This is a genomic window from Paenibacillus sp. MMS20-IR301, from assembly GCF_032302195.1.
Lineage (GTDB): Bacteria > Bacillota > Bacilli > Paenibacillales > Paenibacillaceae > Paenibacillus_AQ.
Genome location: NZ_CP135275.1, coordinates 584,878 through 603,528, shown reverse-complemented (window position 1 = coordinate 603,528; position 18,651 = coordinate 584,878). Strand labels below are relative to the sequence as shown.

10 protein-coding genes are annotated in these 18,651 nt (G+C 54.4%); 2 read left to right on the top strand and 8 right to left on the bottom strand.

What is annotated here, in order from left to right; all coding sequences use genetic code 11:
• Positions 1–6 precede the first annotated feature (6 nt).
• Positions 7–867: an alpha/beta fold hydrolase gene (locus LOS79_RS02420; RefSeq protein WP_315416014.1), complete on the top strand. Its 861-nt coding sequence runs from the start codon at positions 7–9 to the stop codon at positions 865–867.
• Between the two features lie 42 nt (positions 868–909).
• Here LOS79_RS02420 and LOS79_RS02415 read toward each other — a convergent pair whose 3' ends face one another.
• The 5 genes from LOS79_RS02415 to LOS79_RS02395 all read right to left on the bottom strand — a co-directional run bounded on the left by LOS79_RS02415 (position 910) and on the right by LOS79_RS02395 (position 8,778).
• Positions 910–2,475 (bottom strand): ClC family H(+)/Cl(-) exchange transporter, encoded by a 1,566-nt coding sequence (locus tag LOS79_RS02415; RefSeq protein ID WP_315416012.1) that lies wholly within the window; start codon positions 2,473–2,475, stop codon positions 910–912.
• Between the two features lie 158 nt (positions 2,476–2,633).
• On the bottom strand, positions 2,634–4,535 hold the full coding sequence (locus LOS79_RS02410; RefSeq protein ID WP_315416010.1) for a DUF2264 domain-containing protein: 1,902 nt from the start codon (positions 4,533–4,535) through the stop codon (positions 2,634–2,636).
• A 10-nt stretch (positions 4,536–4,545) separates the two neighbouring features.
• On the bottom strand, positions 4,546–5,682 hold the full coding sequence (locus tag LOS79_RS02405) for a glycoside hydrolase family 88 protein (RefSeq protein ID WP_315416009.1): 1,137 nt from the start codon (positions 5,680–5,682) through the stop codon (positions 4,546–4,548).
• A gap of 48 nt (positions 5,683–5,730) precedes the next feature.
• Positions 5,731–7,545 (bottom strand): heparinase II/III family protein, encoded by a 1,815-nt coding sequence (locus LOS79_RS02400; protein ID WP_315416006.1) that lies wholly within the window; start codon positions 7,543–7,545, stop codon positions 5,731–5,733.
• Positions 7,546–7,635: 90 nt separating this feature from the next.
• Positions 7,636–8,778 (bottom strand): DUF2264 domain-containing protein, encoded by a 1,143-nt coding sequence (locus LOS79_RS02395; protein WP_315416005.1) that lies wholly within the window; start codon positions 8,776–8,778, stop codon positions 7,636–7,638.
• A gap of 195 nt (positions 8,779–8,973) precedes the next feature.
• Here LOS79_RS02395 and LOS79_RS02390 point away from each other — a divergent pair, with 195 nt between their 5' ends.
• Positions 8,974–9,810 carry a helix-turn-helix domain-containing protein gene (locus LOS79_RS02390; protein WP_315416004.1) on the top strand — a complete coding sequence of 279 codons (837 nt, stop codon included), beginning with the start codon at positions 8,974–8,976 and terminating at the stop codon, positions 9,808–9,810.
• 275 nt (positions 9,811–10,085) lie between these two features.
• On the opposite strand, the gene LOS79_RS02385 is transcribed toward LOS79_RS02390, so the two are convergent.
• The 3 genes from LOS79_RS02385 to LOS79_RS02375 form a co-directional block, all read right to left on the bottom strand.
• Positions 10,086–16,709, bottom strand: coding sequence for an S-layer homology domain-containing protein (locus LOS79_RS02385; protein WP_315416002.1), 6,624 nt, complete (start codon positions 16,707–16,709; stop codon positions 10,086–10,088).
• A gap of 155 nt (positions 16,710–16,864) precedes the next feature.
• Positions 16,865–17,704 (bottom strand): carbohydrate ABC transporter permease, encoded by an 840-nt coding sequence (locus tag LOS79_RS02380; protein WP_315416000.1) that lies wholly within the window; start codon positions 17,702–17,704, stop codon positions 16,865–16,867.
• Positions 17,705–17,719: 15 nt separating this feature from the next.
• Positions 17,720–18,610, bottom strand: a complete 891-nt coding sequence (locus LOS79_RS02375; protein ID WP_315415998.1) for a carbohydrate ABC transporter permease — start codon at positions 18,608–18,610, stop codon at positions 17,720–17,722.
• Between the last annotated feature and the right edge of the window lie 41 nt (positions 18,611–18,651).

The window sequence follows — 18,651 nt, the reverse complement described above, 5'->3', positions numbered from 1 at the left end:
TAAGTGATGCCAAAAATAACCCAGATGTTACAATTGGACCACGGTACAGCAATGGAATACACAGTAACTGGAGCAGGACAGCCAATTCTTCTTTTTCATGGAGGACACTCGAATTGTCAGGAGGACTTTGGCTACAAGAATCTTCTGGAGCAAGGATACTGCATCATCACTCCTTCCAGACCCGGCTACGGGAAGACCAGCAAAAAGCTGGGATGTTCGCTGGAGTCCGCCTGTGAAATTTACTTGCGCCTGATTGACCATCTGAACTTCAGCAAGGTCCATGTGATTGCCGTTTCCGCCGGGGGTCCAAGCGGGATAAAATTTGCCTCCCGCTATCCCGGCAGGGTCAGCAGTCTAACCCTCCAGTCTGCCGTCACCAAAGAATGGCATAACAATGACATAACCTATAAGGCAGCCAGAATATTATTTCACCCTCGAACGGAAAAATACACCTGGAAACTGATTTCTTTCCTTAGCAGCAGGTTTCCGAAAGTTATGCTGAAGCAAATGCTCCCCTCCTTCAGCACGCTTCCCGTAACCGAGATATTAAAGCAGTTTTCCCGGCAGGACATTGAACAATTCGTTGCCATGAATCAGCGCCAGCGCTCCGGTCATGGATTTATACTGGATCTTGAACAGAATGCTTCGCTGTCTCATTCCGATTTACAGTCAGTATTATGTCCAACCTTAATTATTCACAGCAAAAATGATCATACGGTTGTCCCCGGACACGCTATAACTGCTCATGAACATATTCTTCAATCCAAGCTTTGCCTGCTTGAAACATGGGGACATTTAATCTGGATAGGCAGCGGTGCCCAGATTGTAAATGCAACATTAAACAGTTTTTTGCTGGAAATATCATAGTCCGCATCAGTCACACCGTTGCCGCCCAGCTGTGAGACTATCCTATTGAACCGTCTCGGTATCCGCAGCCAATGCTTCTTTAACCAGGGGAGCGTTGGCTGCTGCTGTGAGGATGTTTAAATAATCTCCAGCCAGCATTATTAGGCCACCATGCGGGATCAGCTCGCTGGAGCCCCGTTTTACCGAGACAATCAGACATTCAGCCGGCCAGGTATACTCTCTGATCGTGGTTCCATCCAGCATTGAACCCAGGTGTACGGGGATTTCCAGAATGATTTTGCCGGAGGAACCCGCCGGAATGTTTGTCTTTCCCTGATGCATGAACCGTTCCAGAAGGACTTCGTATATAGGATGTGAGCGGAACAGCTCCGCAGTCATATATGCGCTCAGGCAGACAATACCGGTAGAGAGCAGATTGGAGAAGGAGCCTGTCATTTCGGTAATTAAGATAATTCCGGTTATGGGGGCTTTAAGGCTCGCGGTGAGATAACCGGCCATGGCCAGAATAAGAAAACTGCTCTCGCTAAGCGTAGGCGCACCCGTAAACCCGTTGATTACTTTGCTGTAGATTACTCCGACCAGGCCCCCAATTACCAGCATAGGCAGGAAAATGCCGCCCGGAGCAGATGAGCCATAGCTGAATAGTGTAAACAGAAATTTAACAATGAGGATGAGAAACAGCAGCTTCAGCTGAAAGGGCCCTTCTACCAGCTCATTAATCAGTTTATTGCCGCCCCCCAGCACTACAGGAAAACACAATCCCAGCAATCCGGCCATTACAAAGGGAAGAACAGGTCTGAAATGGGCGGGCAGCCAGGTCATTTTCCGGTATATATCCTGAAAAGCATAGATGCCTCTGTTAAACCCGATCCCCAGTATGCCGACAATAATCCCAAGAAGAATCAGGTGGTAGTATAGATTCAGCGGGGTTGCTCCGATATTCGTGAAGTGAAAAACCGGATTCATTCCAAAAAACTCCTTGGACACAAAATCAGCTGTAAGCGATGAGGCCAAGGCCGCTATCATAATAAGAGGCGAAAAATTCATATGTACTTCTTCAAGCGCGAAAATAACCCCCGCAATGGGGGCATTAAATGCGGCAGCCAGGCCCGCGCTTGCCCCGCAGGTAATCAGTATATTTTCTTCTGTTTTTGATTTACGCATGATCCGGCTGAAGCCTTGGGCGATCAGTGCTCCAATCTGAATCGAAGGGCCTTCTCTGCCGAGCGATAATCCGGTGCCTATACTAAGCGTCCCGCCGATAAATTTGGCACTGACCGCCTGCCACCAGTTCATTTCTAATTTATTCTGCAGCACTGCCTTGACCTGCGGAATTCCGCTGCCGGAAATCGCCGGCTGCTTCTTCACGAGGATTCCTGTTATCCATCCGGCAGACACCAGAACCACCAGCCACAGGGGGATGGCCCAAACATGATCCAATTGATAGCGGTAAAAGCCCAGCACAAGTTCCAGTACATACTCCAGAACAAATCGGAACAGCACAACAACACTCCCGGAAAATACCCCCACCGCAATTCCGCCTGTGAGCAGCCGGAACTTAAAATTAAACCAAGTGTCGAGCAACTTACGGGTATGATTTTCTTTCAAAATTAAGGACCTTCTTTACCTTTTTTTCAGACGGCTACCATTTTACAGATATAGTTATAAAAAAGCCAGTAAAATTCCGGATTATGGTCATAATTGCTTCACTAAAAGCAGACAAAGAGCACATCCCCAGCTGCCGCCAGGTAATGCGCTCTTTATTTTTAATTCACTGGAATGATAATTTTGGTTCCGGTATTAGTGAATATAGTAATTGCCTCTTCACCAAGAGTAACCTGGAGCAGAGCTGCCGGAGACTGCTGCAGAATACTGCCCGCTCCGCCTACCGGCTGAGCCTCCGCAGTACCCGCCGCCGGATCGCCGTAGACGGCTGAAGCCAGCCAGTGAACCCCCGGCTGGAGCGGCACCGTCAGTGTTGGCAGCACCGTCCGGGGACGCAGCAGGTTGGTGTTGGCATTCGGCCATACCAGCTCTGCCTTCCCGTAACCGCGCAGTCCCTTAATTCCGCTTACTCCCCAAGGTGTTGCTGCAACGAGCCCCAGGCTATCCGCCGCTTGCTCCAGCTCCGTCTCCTGTCCAAGCGCGAACCCGCCTTCCGCAGCATCCAGCGCCCGGCCTGTCTTAATCCGGTGAATCCGGATATGCCAGGGTAAGCCGGCCACAATCCAGCTCCGGACCTCAACATCGCTCCAAGGTTTCCAGACCGCTCTCAGCACATTATCCGTAATCTCAGATTCGAGATTGCGGCGCCGTACGCGGTACAGGTTCTCGCCGCCTTCACTGAGTGCAAGCATCGAATCGTATGCGCCTTGTCCCAGTCCCCATTCGGCGCGGGGCACGCTGAAGCCGAAGCCCGTTGAGTATACAAACTTCTCGTATTTGGCCGAGGTATGGGTATGCTCATTCGAAGATAAGTGTCCGCTGTTGAAGCCGGCCACATGGCCGGAAGCCGGCTCGCGGACCATCACGAGATGTGCCGGCTGCTGGACCATCACGGCCGGCAGTTCCGGCAGCGGCAGCTCTTCCTCCGCCCAGAACGGATGCTCTGGCCCCAGTGCCAGCGGCAGGAAGGCCTTCAGCGCCCAATAGGGGGAGCCGGGGGCATTATAGCTCTCTGCCATGACCAGATTCGGGTAAGCATAGCCAATGGTCAGTATGCCGGCGGCATCGAAGATCGGCTGGCTGAACCACCAGCGCAGATTGCGCAGCACCAGCCCTTTGAGCACGCCGGCAGGCAGACCGTCCACACCGGCATAGGCGAGGGCGCTCCAGAATGCCGACATGGCGAAACGGTAGGTCATGCTGCGCCCGTAGGGAAGTGCAGAGCCGTCCGGGGCGAACCAGCCGAGGAAGCCGGCGGCGAACAGCCGGGCACGCTCTTTGAACTTATGGGCCCGCTGCGGGTCATCCTGCTCCATCAGCTTCGCATACAGCAGCGAATAATAATGAATGGCAAACGGCCCGTAATAGTCGCTGTGTCCGCCGACCCCGTCGCTGTACCAGCCTTCGCCCAGATAGAAGGCGTCCATCCGCTCCAGATTCCTCTCCAGCTGCTCCGCATCATACGGGCGGCCGATGATGCGGAAGCCTGTATTCACCAGTACATTGAAGAACAGCCAGTTGCAGTCGTGGCAGGGATGGGAGTTAATCTGATTCAGCCAGTTGTACAGCCGCTCCTGCTCCTGCGGGGCAAGCGGTGCCCAGAGCTGTCCGGGAACCGCAGCCAGGGCAAAGCCGAAGACCGCCATCTCGACCAGCCGCTGGTCATAATCCCTCACTTCCCCCCAGTATTCCGCATGGTCAGGATCGGTACCGTGACGGATACCGTCCAGCACCAGGCTCCACATGCTGCTCTCCCCGCCGCCGATCAGCAGCGGCACCAGCCCCCACAGCACCCGGGAGAAGCCCTCCATCCCGGCGGTTGCTGCCGGATAACCCGCTCCGGTGCTGCCGATTTGAAGGCTTGCCCTGCCCGGGCTGTAATACGGTTCAAGCGGAGCCGTCAGCTGTTCAAGGGCAGCCAGCAAATCCTCCCGCGTCTGCAGCGGATTGCTGCTGATTGGCTGCGGGGCAACCTTGTCTGACGCCGTGTTCACGTTAGTCATCGTAATCCTCCTACTCCCAGTAGTACGGGCCGGCTTCTTTGATCCGGGCCAGCGTTTCGACATAGAAGAAATCGCCATAGATCAGCGGAACATCAATATTCCGGTCCTCCGGGTAATTGCTGGTGCCGTGCAGCAGCAGCCCTTCTTCATCAGCATTATCCCATGTGCCGTAATTCCGGTACAAGGATTCGGTAATCCGCAACGCTCCGTTCCGGTACACATCCGCCTCGGAAGGCTCCACTTGGCCCGCCAGCAGCAGCAGGCCGCTCGCCGCACAGGAACCGGCAGAGGTATCGCGCAGTTCTCTGATCTCGCTTGGAGCACGGAAGTCCCAAGCAGGCACCTGATCCTCCGGCAGGCGGGTCAGGAAGAAATGGGCCACTTGCTTGGCTCCATCCAGATAGCTCTGCTTACCCGTATGATGATAGGCCAGTGACAGGCCGTAGAGCGCCCACGCAGTGCCGCGTGACCAGGCTGATTCCGGCGCATAGCCTTGACCGCCGAGCTTCCCGGCCACTTCGCCGCTGGCCGGATCGAAATTGACAATATGATAGACCGAGCCGTCCGGCCGGATGAAATGCTCCAGCACCGTATCCATATGTGCTTCGGCAATATGCCGGTAGCGCGGGTCCCCGGTGACTTCGGAAGCCCAGAAAAGCAGGCTCATATTCATGCTGCAGTCAATGATGGCAACACCGCTGTTGTCTTCGCCTTCTCTCCAGGGATTCCAGGCCCGGATATAGCGGCCTTTGAGATTGAAGCGTGCGGCCAGATAGTTGGCCGCCTTAAGCGCCCGGACCCGGGACTGCTCGCTGCCCGTAAGCTTGTAATTCGCCACGCTGGTCAGAATCCACATGAAGCCCAGGTCATGATCCAGCTTCAGGTAGCCGTCGAGGACCTCATCAAGCCGTTCCTCGCACTGCTCGGCAATGGCTTTCAGGCTCTCATCCCCGCTGCCGGCGTAGAGCTGCCAGAGCATGCCCGGCCAGAAGCCGGCTGTCCACCAGCTTGCGCCTTCAAGCACGTATTTCCCGCCTTGGCTGGCGTGGGGAAATTCCGCGCCGATTCTGAGGCTGTTTACTCTGGTCTTCTCCAGCGCCTTGTCCCACGCCTCGTTTACCCATGCCAGCTGTACTGTATTGTTCATCTGAATCCCGCCTTTATATGATTTATTGGAAATTGATGTACTAAGCACCTATAGAAACTGAAAAATAAACCTCAGCTCGCCCTCAGCCCCGGGCTGCAGCACCTGGAAGTCCAGGCTGTGCCAGAGCGTCTCCCGGCCAAAATGATCCCGGTACGTGTGCGCGGTGATCTCCGGCTCCACTACCTGCGGATCATAAGTGACTTCCACACCGCCGCCCGTGCTACCCGGCAGGAGTACAGCTCCCGGCGCAAGCAGCTCCGGCCGGCGCCAGGTGACGAACCGTTCCGTCCAGCTAGCAGGGCTTCCCTCATACCGGTAGCTGTCTGTCAGCTCCAGCCGGGGCTGCCCCGCTTTATGCCAGACCAGCGAACGGACCAGGGCCTTCAGCCCGGCCAGCCCGTACGCGCGAGCCAGCTCCAGCGTCAGCTCGTCCTTCTCCGCTGAAGCCGCAGCGTGCAGCACCGTGGCGCTGAACTGAAGACCGGCCTGTTGATACCGGCCGTCAATGACCGGCACCGAATGGCCCTGCGAGCCATTGCAGTCATAGCTGTAGCGGCCGGCGCCGAAGTAATCTGCGGTGTATTCTCCGCTGCCGAGATCGGCGGCATAGACCTCTCCCCCGCCGCTCAGAATGAACTGGCCGAGATCATTATGATTGTGCGGCTCTGCATTGTGGCCGCCCTTGGCTGCGAAGCCGAAGGTTCCGGCCTCTGACACATGACGCGATACCAGCCAGGCGGCGTCAGGCAGATAGCTGCTGGCCGGACGCCAGGCTTCGTCTGCCCGGGGAGCCCCGGCGCTCCAGAGCAGATTGCGGACAGCCGGCGCCCAGCGGCTGCAGTGATCCTCGGTGTAAGGAGCACGCAGCGCAGACGGCGGCCGCTCCACTTCCGGAAGCAGACCAGCCAGATAATGCGACAGGCCCGTGTGCACCCGCACCTCCGGCAGCGAATCCGAGAAATTGGCGACAAGGCTTCCGTCGATGAAGCAGTGCTGCTGGAAGCAGGCAATCCGCGCCACCTTCTCCAGCCGGAACCAGTCCAGCCGGCCTCCGCTCCGGGAGCGGAGCAGATCGCTGTAATAAGTGAAATAACCAAACCCGTAATTCCAGTACCCTAACCCTTCCAGGCAGGCGCCGTCATCACCGAAGCCCTCAAGGTAATAGCCCATTGCTCGCTCGGTCTTCAGCAGAATCCCGGCCAGCCGGTCCGGGTCATCTACTGCCAGCAGTGCTGCTGCCCCGATGGAGCCCGCACAGACTGCCGCCCAGTTATGGCGTGCTGTCTCCCATTCATAGGGGCCCTCTTCCAGAAAAGGCCGGAAGATTCGCAGCTCTACCTCATGGCGGATCCGGGACCGCAGCAGCGGCGGAAGCCGTTCCCCGAGCAGCAGGGAAATCTCCGTTAATGTAAATCCTGTCTCCGAGGAGAACAGGTCAATGTAACGGTTAATATCAGCCGCGTCATGCTGTGCAGGAACATGGGCCGGAAGGCACCAGGTGTATTCCCCGCAGACTGCCCAGAGGATATCAGCCAGCGGCTCAGGAATTCCCGCCTGCTCCGGCGCAAGCAGCGCCAGCAGGACATACGTGTTCAGCCTTCTTCTCCGCTCGAAGTAGACCCGTTCATATTCCAGTCTTGAACCGGTCTCAGCAAATACCGAGAACAGGGTATAGCTGAGCTCCGGTATAGCCTGTCCGTCCAGTCTCACTGCCTCCGCACGGATTTCATCCAGCTCCTGTGCTAGGGCTCCGGCTGAACGCGCCGCCGCCCAAAAGCCGGCCCCGTCACCCTGCGGATAATATAAGCTTAGATCAGCCGGCTTCATCTGCTGCACAATATCCAGCAGCTCCTGTAAGTTCAATCCTTCTCCTCCTTATCTGCATGCAAGTCACACCAGCCGGGTCTTTATCATCAGCGGCTGCGGAGCTGCCCCATAAGAGCCGACCGCCCGCTATTCCAAGGCATGATCCCGCAGGACATTCTCTCCGCTTACAATTCTTAATGAAGTCCACTTGGCGTCTTCCCCCGCCCAGAACGGATCGCTTGGCAGCAGCCCGAGCGGCAGGAATACAGCAGCGCATAAATAAAGGCTGCCTGTATTGATATAGCTCTCCGCAAGCTCCGGCTGATAGCCGTACACCCCCGGACGCAGCCATCCGGCATCATCCATCGTTCCAGGGAAGCTCATGATCCGCCCGATCACAGCTGTCAGCCCGCAGCGGACCTGTGCCGGAGGAAGACTGTCCTCCAGGAAATGCTGCAGCGCTGCCTGTGACAGCAGCTGGAACGCGCCGAAACGGTATACGATCGAGCGCCCGAGGAACGGATAAGTACCGTCCGGAGCAATGCTCCGCTCCAGCACTGAAGCATACCGCTGCGCCCGCTCCATGATCAGCGGCTTAAGGGCTGCATATTGCTCCGACTCCTGAGCGAACAGGGCTACCACATCGATCAGCATCGGCTGAATGACAAAGCTGTTGTAATAATCCCAGTGGAAATCCTTCCCGTCACCGTATACGCCATCGCCCTTATACCAGTCCATAAACATATGGACTGCATAGCCAACCCGCATCCGGTCGTAATCGTGATCGCCCAGCAGGTACAGCGCCGCCTCCACCATGGCGCTGAACAGCAGCCAGTTGCTGCCGCTCGGCGCAGTCCGCCGCGTCTGCTTCAGCGCGGTGATCAGATTGGCTTTGACCTCTCCGCTCAGCCGGCCTGCCAGTGCCTTCGGTGCACGCACCAGCGCATGGGCCAGGAAGGCCGCATCGACCAGCGGCTGCCCTTCCGTCCTGAACTCCATGTAGTCCGGCGACTGCGGATCAACCGCAGCAGCGATGGCCGCAAGCATTAGCCCTGCATAATGTGCCCGCAGCTGCTCCTCGTCCCCCTCCAGCCCCTCAAGCTCCAGCCACGGGGCCATTCCGCAGGCCAGTCTGGCAAAAGCCTCCAGATGGGCAAACGCACTGCGGTCACTATGAAACTCATTCGGCATTGCTTGCTTCAGCTTCCGCTCAGCAAGCGCCTCCAGCACCGGCTTTCCGATCAACAGCATCGTATCCAGCCAATATTTGCGCTGCTCGTTATCCTTCATTTATAATTCAACCCTTTCAGCCTCTCCGGCGGTTGCTTAAGAGTTAACTTAAAGCATAGTTGCCAGTGTAGGCACGTTATAAAGATTGCGCTTTCTTCTTCTATAGTTTAGTGTGATATTATTGCAATGTCTTTGCGAATAATGAATTTTTATTGCGTTTATTGTGATCAACAATTTGAAAAAGGAGCCGTTAGGATGAAGCATGCCCGGTATCATCAAACCTTCGAAGGCGATCTTCTGGCCAATATGGGCAAAACCTCAATCTCGCCGACAAAGGATTTTCATATCCATGACCACTACGAAATCTTCCTGTTTCTTGGGGGCAGCGTGAACGGATTCGTCGACCAGTACAGCTATCCGCTGCACCGGGGCGATGTGCTCCTGTTCAACAACCATGAGATTCATAAAATAATCAATCTGTCCCCGGAGCCTTACGAACGGTTAACGATTCACTTTAAAGCACCTCTGGTCTATCCGTTCTGCACGGCTACCACCAATCTGCTCGCCTGCTTCCAGAACCGCCAGCCCGGAGAGCATAATCTGGCGCGGATGGATGAACCGCTGCTTACAAAGTACACCGAACTGGCATCTCTTCTCCTGTCCGCTCTCGCGAGTGAACAATATGGCAGTGAGGTACTGGCCCTGACCTACCTGATTCAGATTCTGGTGCTCATGAACGAATTGTACAGCCGCACCCGTTCCGCTGTGCCGAGCGTAATCTCTGCACATATCCAGTCCGCCATGAGCTATATTGACAACCACCTGCATTTGAACCTCTCCCTTGAGCATATAGCCGGCGAATTGAATGTGGATAAGTATTATCTCAGCCATCTGTTCAAGCAGCAGACCGGCGGGACGATCTACCGTTATGTCCTGCTCAAAAAAATCGCCCTGTCCAAGCAGCTCCTGTCTGCCGGAAACTCCGTGTCCGATACCTGCTACCTGTCCGGCTTCAACGACTATGCCAACTTCATCCGCACCTTCAAGAACATTACAGGCATCCCGCCCGGCAAATACGGTAAACATGCCTGACAGGCAGAATCCGTTGTATTGGCGGGATACGTGCTTAGCTTCAGAGTAGGGGCTGTTCCGTAAGTAGGAATTTTACTTACGAGGGCAGCCTCCTTTCAAGTTGCGGGGATAGGGGCGCAGTGCCTCTTTTCCCCGTTCAGGCCGCTTCGGAGCATTTTAGGGGCATTAGTGCCCCTCTTTTCCCGCTCGTATAGCTTTCGCGTTCCTAATAAACGCAGAGCAGCGATGCTCCAAAAACGGAAGAATCGCTGCTCTGGTTATGGTTACATTATTGCTTACAGATGCTTCAGCAGATTAGCGATCACTTGCGCACTTTCCGCGCGGGTCATCGTCTCTAGCGGGGCGAATTGCTTATTGCCGCGCCCCTTGATTAGTCCTGCCTGTTCAGCCTTGCCGGCTGCATCCTTCGCCCAGTCATGAATCCGGGAATAATCACTGAATGAGCCTGCGGCAGCGGCAGCTGCCGGACTTCCCAGCATATATTCATAAGCGCGGACAATCATGACCGCCATTTCCTCACGGGTGATGCTCTCATTCGGGGCAAAGATGTCCTTATTGCGTCCGAGCACGATTCCCGCTTCATTGACAGCCGCAACAGCTTCAGCATACCAGGCACCGGAGTTCACATCCGCAAAGGCTGATCCGCTTCCCGCCTTAAGCCCCAGCGCACGTGTAATCATGGAAGCAAATTGTGCTCTCGTTACTTCACCTTGCGGATTGAATGCTGTAGCGGATACACCTTCAATGATATGCTTTGCAGCCATGGATTTAATGACTGCACTTGCCCAGCTGTCACTGTTTACATCCGAGAAGCTCTTGTCATATTCGAGCACTGCATACTGGCTGAAATGATGTACACCGGCGGTGAGCTTGCCGCCAGCCAGTGTTCCGCCGATGAATTCCAGCTTGCCGTCTGTGCCGATATAGTAAATACCGAGCAGGTTCGGATCAGCTTCCGGATCTACATTGAAGGTAAGCAGCAGCGGCTGATCAAATGCGGTTACCGGTACAGTTGTACCGTCTGCAGCCACTACCTCCAGACCGAAGCTGAGCACATCGCTTGCCGCCGAAATTTGGACAGAACCGTTCACAGCCGGATTATTCAGCAGCTGTTCTACAGCAGTCTTCGCTGTCTTCACCGCTGACAGCTTAATCCGCGCCTCCTCTGACCGGCCTCCGTTAACCTTATCCTGAATGCTCTTCAGCACTTCAGGAGTCAGCTCAACAGCAACACTGCTCCAGGCGAGACGCAAAGTGTTCTCCCCTGTGATTCCTGTTAAACCTGCCGGAAGCAATACGGATTCAGTAGCGTCTGCCAGCTGAACCGTAATGGTTCCTTGCACCGGACCCGCGATATCGTTCACACCAAGCACCTTTTCGGTCTGCGGTGCCGGTGTTGGTACCGGTGTTGGCGTTGGCGTCACTGCTGGTGACGTTGCCGCCGGTGCTTCTGTCGGTGCCGGTGTCGGCTGTGGTGTAGGTTCAGGGGTCACAACCGGCTGCTCCGCTTCGTCCACCGTCACCGCTCTTGTCACCTGAACAGCTGCATTGCCTGCGGAATCACTCACGTTATAGAGAATTACGTAAGTACCGGCTGCTGAGGTATCCAGCGTCAGCACAGACTTGCCGTCCTTCGTAACCGCGGTCACAATGCGGTCCGTAATATCCCCGTCACGGTCATCTGCCGCTGTAGCTCCGGCATCATGGTAAACTGCGCCATTCTTCAGTTGAACGGAGGGTTCACCAAGCAGTGTAATGACCGGCTTGATAACATCCGGGTCAGCTGCAACTACTACGGTTCTGGTTACTTCTTCCGCAACATTCCCCGCAGCATCGCTGACATTATAATGGAAGGTATAGATATCCTCCACTGCCGTATCCAGCTCTGTCAGACCGTATACTTCACTGCTGACCGTTGTAATGATCCGGTCCGTTAAATCTCCGTCCTGCTCATCGTAAGCCGTAGCTCCTGCGTCGGTATACTCTGAACCAACCTTAAGGTTCACAACTGCATCACCTGACAGAGTGATTACCGGCTGAACCTTATCCGGTACCGGCAGCGTAATTACTCCGCTGGCCGAGCCGCTAACCGAGGCTTCCCCCTTGCTCAGGGACACCGTGAAGGTGAAGCTGCCATCAGCATCATCTGTGGCTGCCTGGAATGGTGACAGGCTGATAACACCCATAGCAGCCCCGGTTGCACTGAAGCCGGGCAAGCCGTTAATCGTCTGCTGCAGCCAGTTCTGAACAGCCGCTTCACTATTCGCTGTATCCTTCTCTACACTGTAGGCTGCGCCTTCAATAATACTCTTGGCTTCATTGACAGCCTGCTCATTGGCCACGCTGACCTTATCTCTGGCTACTGCCAGATAGCTTATCAGTGCAGCCTGGCTGTACGTATTGTACACTGCATAAGTTACAGTTCCGCTCGCCGGCAGCGTGAAGTCATAATTGACCGCAGCGCCTGCGGAACCTGCAATCAGGCCGGTTTTGACCTTTTCACTCACCGCTTTACCTTCGGCATCATTATAGCTGAGCCTGATATCCATCGTGCGGCTGTTATTGGTCCACCAGTCCAGGTGATACGAAGTAATCGTATATTTACCTGCACTTAGAGGCAGCTTGTAGATCAGAGGTGTATTCACCGTATTCGAGCTGTATACGCCTGATTGAGCTTTATCCGTAAGTGAGACTGACCCTTTGAGGTTGTAATTCGCCCCCGTATTGGTATGTCCCCACACTGTATCCCCTGTAGACAGCTGATCTGCCTTATTGTTCAGCAGGCTTTCACCCACGAACTCCTTGATGGCTGTATACGGCTGGGATACCCCGTCCGCCAAGACACCAGGGTCAAGGAAGTACACAAGGCCGGCCGGCACCACTTCTACATATGCTATGGTTTTAAGATTTCCGAATGTTCCGGTTACTGCCACCCGCTCATATGGAGTGTCGAAGCTAACGGTATCCAGGTTCCATTTCACAGCCACCTGCACCTTGCTGCCGTCAGCACGGGTTGCTTCCAGCTTGGCCGGCAGATTCGGCTTCTTCCCGGCATAAACAGCCGTATCCTTAGGAGCGGCGAGCTCCCGTACATCTCCGATAACAAGCCCGATATAAGCAGAGGTCAGGCGCGCTTCAAGCTGCGCAGCTCCTTCCTGATCCAATCTGTACTGGGCCGGATTCCGCAATGCGGCTTCCGCTGAACCGAGCGCCGCTGCGAACATATTCCAGTCATTCTCCGGGAATTCATCCTGCCGGACAATTTCCTGCGCGTCCTTCACCGCCTGCTCCAGCGCGGCAGTATTCAGAGCTCCTGCAGCTCCGCCGGAGATTACTCCTACGGAATCCACAGCAAGTGTACCGCTCAGCACTTTAATCTGAACCGTATGCTCACCGTACTCCAGCCCGCGCAGTGTGAAGGCCTGGTACAGCTCCTTCGCTGCGGCGGTCGTGCCCGAGAGCACCACGGTACGGCCGTCTACTGTTGCTTCCAGCTTTGCTGAGCCGTCGTTTGGTCCCAGAATATCCAGGCCTGTGCCGGTGAAGGTGTATTTCAGCACCGCACCTGCACCTTGGCTGGTTGACAGGGAACGCTGATACACATACATGCCTTTTCCATTCTCATGGGCCCATGCACCCTCGTATATCAGCTTCGCTGCCGGGGCTGCGGCCAGATCGTACATTTCCAGATTATCCAGCTGCTCTGAGTAATACGGAGTATAGCCGTCTACCTTCTCCACCTTCAGATTATCAAAGCGGACATGATAGAAGCCGCTCGCCAGCTGTACGCGTCCCGACAATTTCGGATTCGGGTCGGTGTATGTTTTAAGCTCAACATGATCCAGATAAGCAGTAACCTTATCCCCCGCCACCTGAACGGCAATGTTATGCCATGCATCATACGCAGTGTTGAAGCCGTCAATCTTCACGCCGCCCGCGCCTGTGGCCACATTACCGCTGGCAACAATGCTGCCGCTTGAGAGCAGCTGCCATCCGCCGTCAAACCAGAACTTCAGGGCATAGGGCGTACCGCTTAGCGTCTGTGAGCCGCCCTGATACCGGGCTCCGACGGCAGCGTAATTGTTGCCGCTGAACGTGCTGTTCTGCTCAAAGGATACATCGGTACTTACCTTATAGTTGGTCCAGCGGTAATCCCCGATTGCAGTAACCGGGTCTCCCCCGTTCCAGGCACCGCCTACGCCTGTAGTCGTCTGATCCAGCTGCTGCCGCAGGACATAATTATCCGTATCGCCGATACGGTATGCCTCGAAAGCACCGTTCAGATCCTGGGTATAACGCGGCATTACGCTCTGGCCGCCGCCGCGGGAGCTGACATAGCTCTGCTCGCCGGTAATTTTGCCTCCATCGCCTATGACAGCAACGGTCTTGCTGCCGTAATTGAAGTCGTCTGCGTACAGGAACCGGTCTTCCGTATTCTGCATGGAACCGGTGACATCGGTATCGAGCACCGTGCGTTCTCCTTCAACCGGGAGCACTGCAGGTGCATCTTCAGTGCCGTGATTATCCAGCGTGGTTACGGTTACAATGGAGAACGGCTTCATGCGTACCGTATATACACCGCTGCTGTCGGCTGCAGCTTCGCCGAGATATTTCATATAATTGCTGTTGAAGGCCTGGCCTTGCTCAGCTGCACGGGTCTCCCATACCTCAAGGGACGGAGTTCCTGTATATTTCATATTTACTGCCTGCAGCTTATAAATTTTCTCATATTCGCTGTCATTGATGATTACTGTCGAGAAATCCTTCTTGTCCGGAGCGGCAAGCGTCATATAGCTCGGAGTGCCGTTGCGTCCGCTGACCGGATTTGTGCCCGAAGCGCCGGTGTAGCTGGCCTTCGGCACCGCCCGCCAGATTCCCGCAGTATTCCCTTCATTCTCCCAGCCTGTCTCTGCAAAGCTGTTGAAATGCTGAAGAATGACCAGCCCGGCATCATAATGAATGAAGCCTGACCACGGGTCCCGTGCACTGAGCAGCTCCTTGAAGGAATACTGCCCGCCTTCATAGAAGGAGCCGATTGCCGGCTGGTAAATGAAGTGGGTCCGGCGTGAATTCACGAAACCTTTAATGATGGTGTTGCCCATCTCCAGCGGACCGCCGACACCGCCGATCCCTGTGCCTGCCTTCGAGGGATCCTTCACATTGTTATTCGGGCGGAAGGCCGAATTGCTGAAGGTCGCCTGTGCTTCACTGTTCCAGATCTCCTTGTCGAATTCCTCAGCGAGCCGTTTGAAATTGCCTTTGCTGTCATCATCCGTGTTGTAATGATATCCGGCAACAGACACGGCTTCCTGCAGTGACAGATCGCTGACCATCGCATCACCGAAGGTGCCGATTCCGACCTCGTCGGAGATGATCAGCTTAATGCTGTGATACAGCGCCTCCTCCTGAGGAGTTGCGAAGCCCGTTGTATCCGTTTTAACCTTCTTGCTGTATTCCTTGATCCAGTTCAAATCTGCGGCATGCTCATTGACATCGGGATTGATGTAATCAATCATGTAACCGTATTCACGATAAGCAGCCAGAATCGTATTTTTGTACCAGGTATAGATTTTGTCATTATTATTCGCCCAGGCCGGAGCGTTCCAGCGCAGGAAGCTTACCTTCACCGCCGGATTGACGGCTTTGGCGTCAGCAGCGAGCTGGAAGCCGGGATGCCGCTTCACATTGGCCTCTTCATCCGCAGTCCGCATCGTCGAAGGGTCCGGGCCTGTAGAGTTGTTACGGTCATTCCCCATCTCAATTTTGACATGGTCAATCAGCGGGCGGTCGCCGCCGAACAGAATCTGCAGCAGCTGCGCATAAGCTTCAGGCTGCTCAGACTTATAGTCCATCAGCAGGGCGCTGGTGCTGTTGCCGCTCAGTACGCCGAAGCCCTTGAACGTCAGGCCGTTGACATTCTCCTGATTGATGTCATTGCCGTCCAGATTCACCCGGACAACCGACGCCGCAGTCTGCCGGGCATCATCCATAACCTTCTTGACCGCGCCCTTAGCTACTGCGAACCAGCTCAGAATCGGCTTCTCACCTGATACGCCTGCATAAGTCAGCGTCATCGGGCTGCCGGTATCAATATCGCCGGGAATGGTGAATTCGCCGGAGATAAACTTGGTCGTATTCGTGTCGAACCCTGCGAACGTGATGGTCTTGCTCTCCCCTGCGGTATTCTTATACTCCAGGCGCGGCTCTATTCCACGGTAGCGGGGAAGGGAGAACCATTCATAGAAACCGCTGCTCAGTGTATAGGTCCCGGCTTGAAGCGCTTTCAATTTATAGACGATATGAGCACCTTTCGGATCTGCCCGCAGACCGACCTTCCATACAGACGGTTCAGTGGCCGGATCGACAAGATTACCTTCCTTGGAGTTCTTCACCGGATTGCTTGTATCGTCATATCCCCAGCCGGTCTGGCCGCTGACGTACCTCTGATCAGGCAGTTCGTTAAGCAGACTGCCGCCGGACAAGGTCTTGACTGCCTCATAGAGCGGTGAGGAAGCAGGCGGATTATTATAAGAGTCGCCGCCTCTTCCGCTGTCTACGAAATAAACGAGCGGATTCGCGGCAGGCGGAATCACTTCCACATTCGCCAGCACCGGCCCGCCATTCGCGGTTCCGCTTACAGTGACGGTATCGTACGGCACATCAAAGGTGTCTTCGGCGATATTCCACTTAACGGCGGCAGTCTGTCCCCCGATAGTAATACTTGCCGGCAGGGTAGTGCCTGCAGTTGTCTTTGCCCCCATATGGGCAGCTGCATATACAGTATTTGCTTCAGCAGCAGAGGCTGACGGCATCCCCAGTGCCGGGAACATACCGGCTACCAGTGCTGTAGACATCAGCACAGAGAACAGCCTTTTTTTGACTTGTTTCCTGTTGTTCATTCTTGTAATTCCTCCTTCGTTGCTGTAATCGAATAAGCGCATTAATCCGTTGTTAGCAGAATATAATGCTTAATTATTCCTTCCTTCATCCATCTGAACTTCTATAAAAAACCCGGCAGTCCGCGAAATCTGCAACTGCCAGGCCTGGAACAGTGTTAACCTTTAATTCCTGATGCTGCAACGCCTTGTACGAAGTATTTCTGCAGGGCCAGGAAGACAACCACTACCGGAATAATGGATACCACGCTTGCTGCCATGATCAGGCCGTACTCCGCAGAGTACTGCGAGATGAACATACGCAGACCGATCTGAATCGTCTTGAGCTTCGTATCGGTCAGGTAAATCATTGGCCCGAGGAAGTCATTCCAGGTGGCAACGAAGGTAAAGATCGTGAGCGTTGAGAGTGCCGGCTTAGACAGCGGCAGCATGATTCTCGCCCAGATACCATATTCGCTGAGCCCGTCAATCCGGGCGGCTTCACATAATTCATCCGGAACACCCTGATAGAACTGGCGCATCATGAACACACCGAATGCGGAGAATGCCTGCAGCAGAATGATTGCCAGGTGGGTATTGTTCAGTCCCATGTAACGCATCAGGATAAACTGCGGCACCATGTACGCCTGCCAAGGAATCGCAATGGTTGCGATATATCCAAGGAAGATGAAGTTCTTGCCGCGGAAGTGCAGCTTCGAGAAGGCATAGGCTGCGAAGCTCGAAGTCAGCAGCTGCAGAATAGTTACGATAATCGATAACTTCGCTGTATTGAAAATGAAGCGTCCCAGCGGAATCCGGGTCCAGATATCCGCATAGTTCTCCCAGCGCGGACTCTGGGGAATCCACTGCATCGGGAAGGAGAATACATCCTTGTTCAGCTTAAGTGATGAGGATAACATCCATACATACGGCACCAGCATGGCCAGTACTGTCAGAAATAATAGAATATACACAAACACGGTGACGGTGACTTTAAGTCCTTTACTTTTTCCAACCATATCTTTTGAATCCTCCTATTGTCCGTATTTCTTCTCGCCGCGGAACTGGACGATGGTGATGCCGAGTACCAGCAGAAAGAGTACAATTGCCATAGCACTGGCGTAGCCGTAATCGAGTGAACGGAAGGCCGTGTTATAGATCTGATAGACCATAACTCTCGTAGAGTTGTTCAGCTGATTATCAGCACCGGCAAATAGGTTGATAAAGATATCGTAGACCTTGAATGAGTTAATGACCAGGATCATCAGGACAAAGAAGGTGGTCGGCGCCAGCTGAGGGACAGTCACATTGCGGAATCTTCTCCACGGTCCGGCACCATCCAGCTCGGCAGCCTCGTACAGCTCAGGGTTAATGCCCTGCAGGCCTGCCAGGTAGATAACCATGTAATAACCCATGTTTTTCCACACTGTAAACAGAACTACCGTGAACATCGCCCACTGCTTATCTGCCGCCCAGCGCGGAAGATCCTCCAGCGGAATACCGGTAATCAAGTGCAGAACATTGTTGATCGGCCCCATTGTAGGACTGAAGATAAAGTTCCACACCGCCGCAACAGCAACCAGAGAGGCTACATACGGGAAGAAGAATACCGTTCTCATGAAGTTACGGCCCATAATCTTCTGGTTAAGCAGAATCGCCAGCGCCAGTGCCACAATCATGGTCAGCGGTACGACTCCGATGGTATAGACAATAGTGTTCCATAAAGCTTTATGGAAGGTTGTATCTTTAATCAGCCGTGCAAAGTTATCCAGTCCGATATACTCCATCGGATTGGCCCCGTCCCATTTCACAAAAGCAAGGATAAAGGCAAATATCATAGGCACCAGTGTAAACAGGGCAAATCCGATAAAGTTCGGCGCAATAAAGCTGTAAGCAATCAGGTTATCTTTGAGGCCTCTTGACATACGACTTTTTGGGCTCTTATTTGTACGCAATATGGTTTCGT

Coding starts and splice junctions, on each gene's coding strand:
- LOS79_RS02410 (WP_315416010.1), bottom strand. CDS start 4,535: ATGACTAACGTGAACACGGCGTCAGACAAGGTTGCCCCGCAGCCAATC.
- LOS79_RS02385 (WP_315416002.1), bottom strand. CDS start 16,709: ATGAACAACAGGAAACAAGTCAAAAAAAGGCTGTTCTCTGTGCTGATG.
- LOS79_RS02405 (WP_315416009.1), bottom strand. CDS start 5,682: ATGAACAATACAGTACAGCTGGCATGGGTAAACGAGGCGTGGGACAAG.
- LOS79_RS02420 (WP_315416014.1), top strand. CDS start 7: ATGCCAAAAATAACCCAGATGTTACAATTGGACCACGGTACAGCAATG.
- LOS79_RS02390 (WP_315416004.1), top strand. CDS start 8,974: ATGAAGCATGCCCGGTATCATCAAACCTTCGAAGGCGATCTTCTGGCC.
- LOS79_RS02375 (WP_315415998.1), bottom strand. CDS start 18,610: ATGTCAAGAGGCCTCAAAGATAACCTGATTGCTTACAGCTTTATTGCG.
- LOS79_RS02395 (WP_315416005.1), bottom strand. CDS start 8,778: ATGAAGGATAACGAGCAGCGCAAATATTGGCTGGATACGATGCTGTTG.
- LOS79_RS02380 (WP_315416000.1), bottom strand. CDS start 17,704: ATGGTTGGAAAAAGTAAAGGACTTAAAGTCACCGTCACCGTGTTTGTG.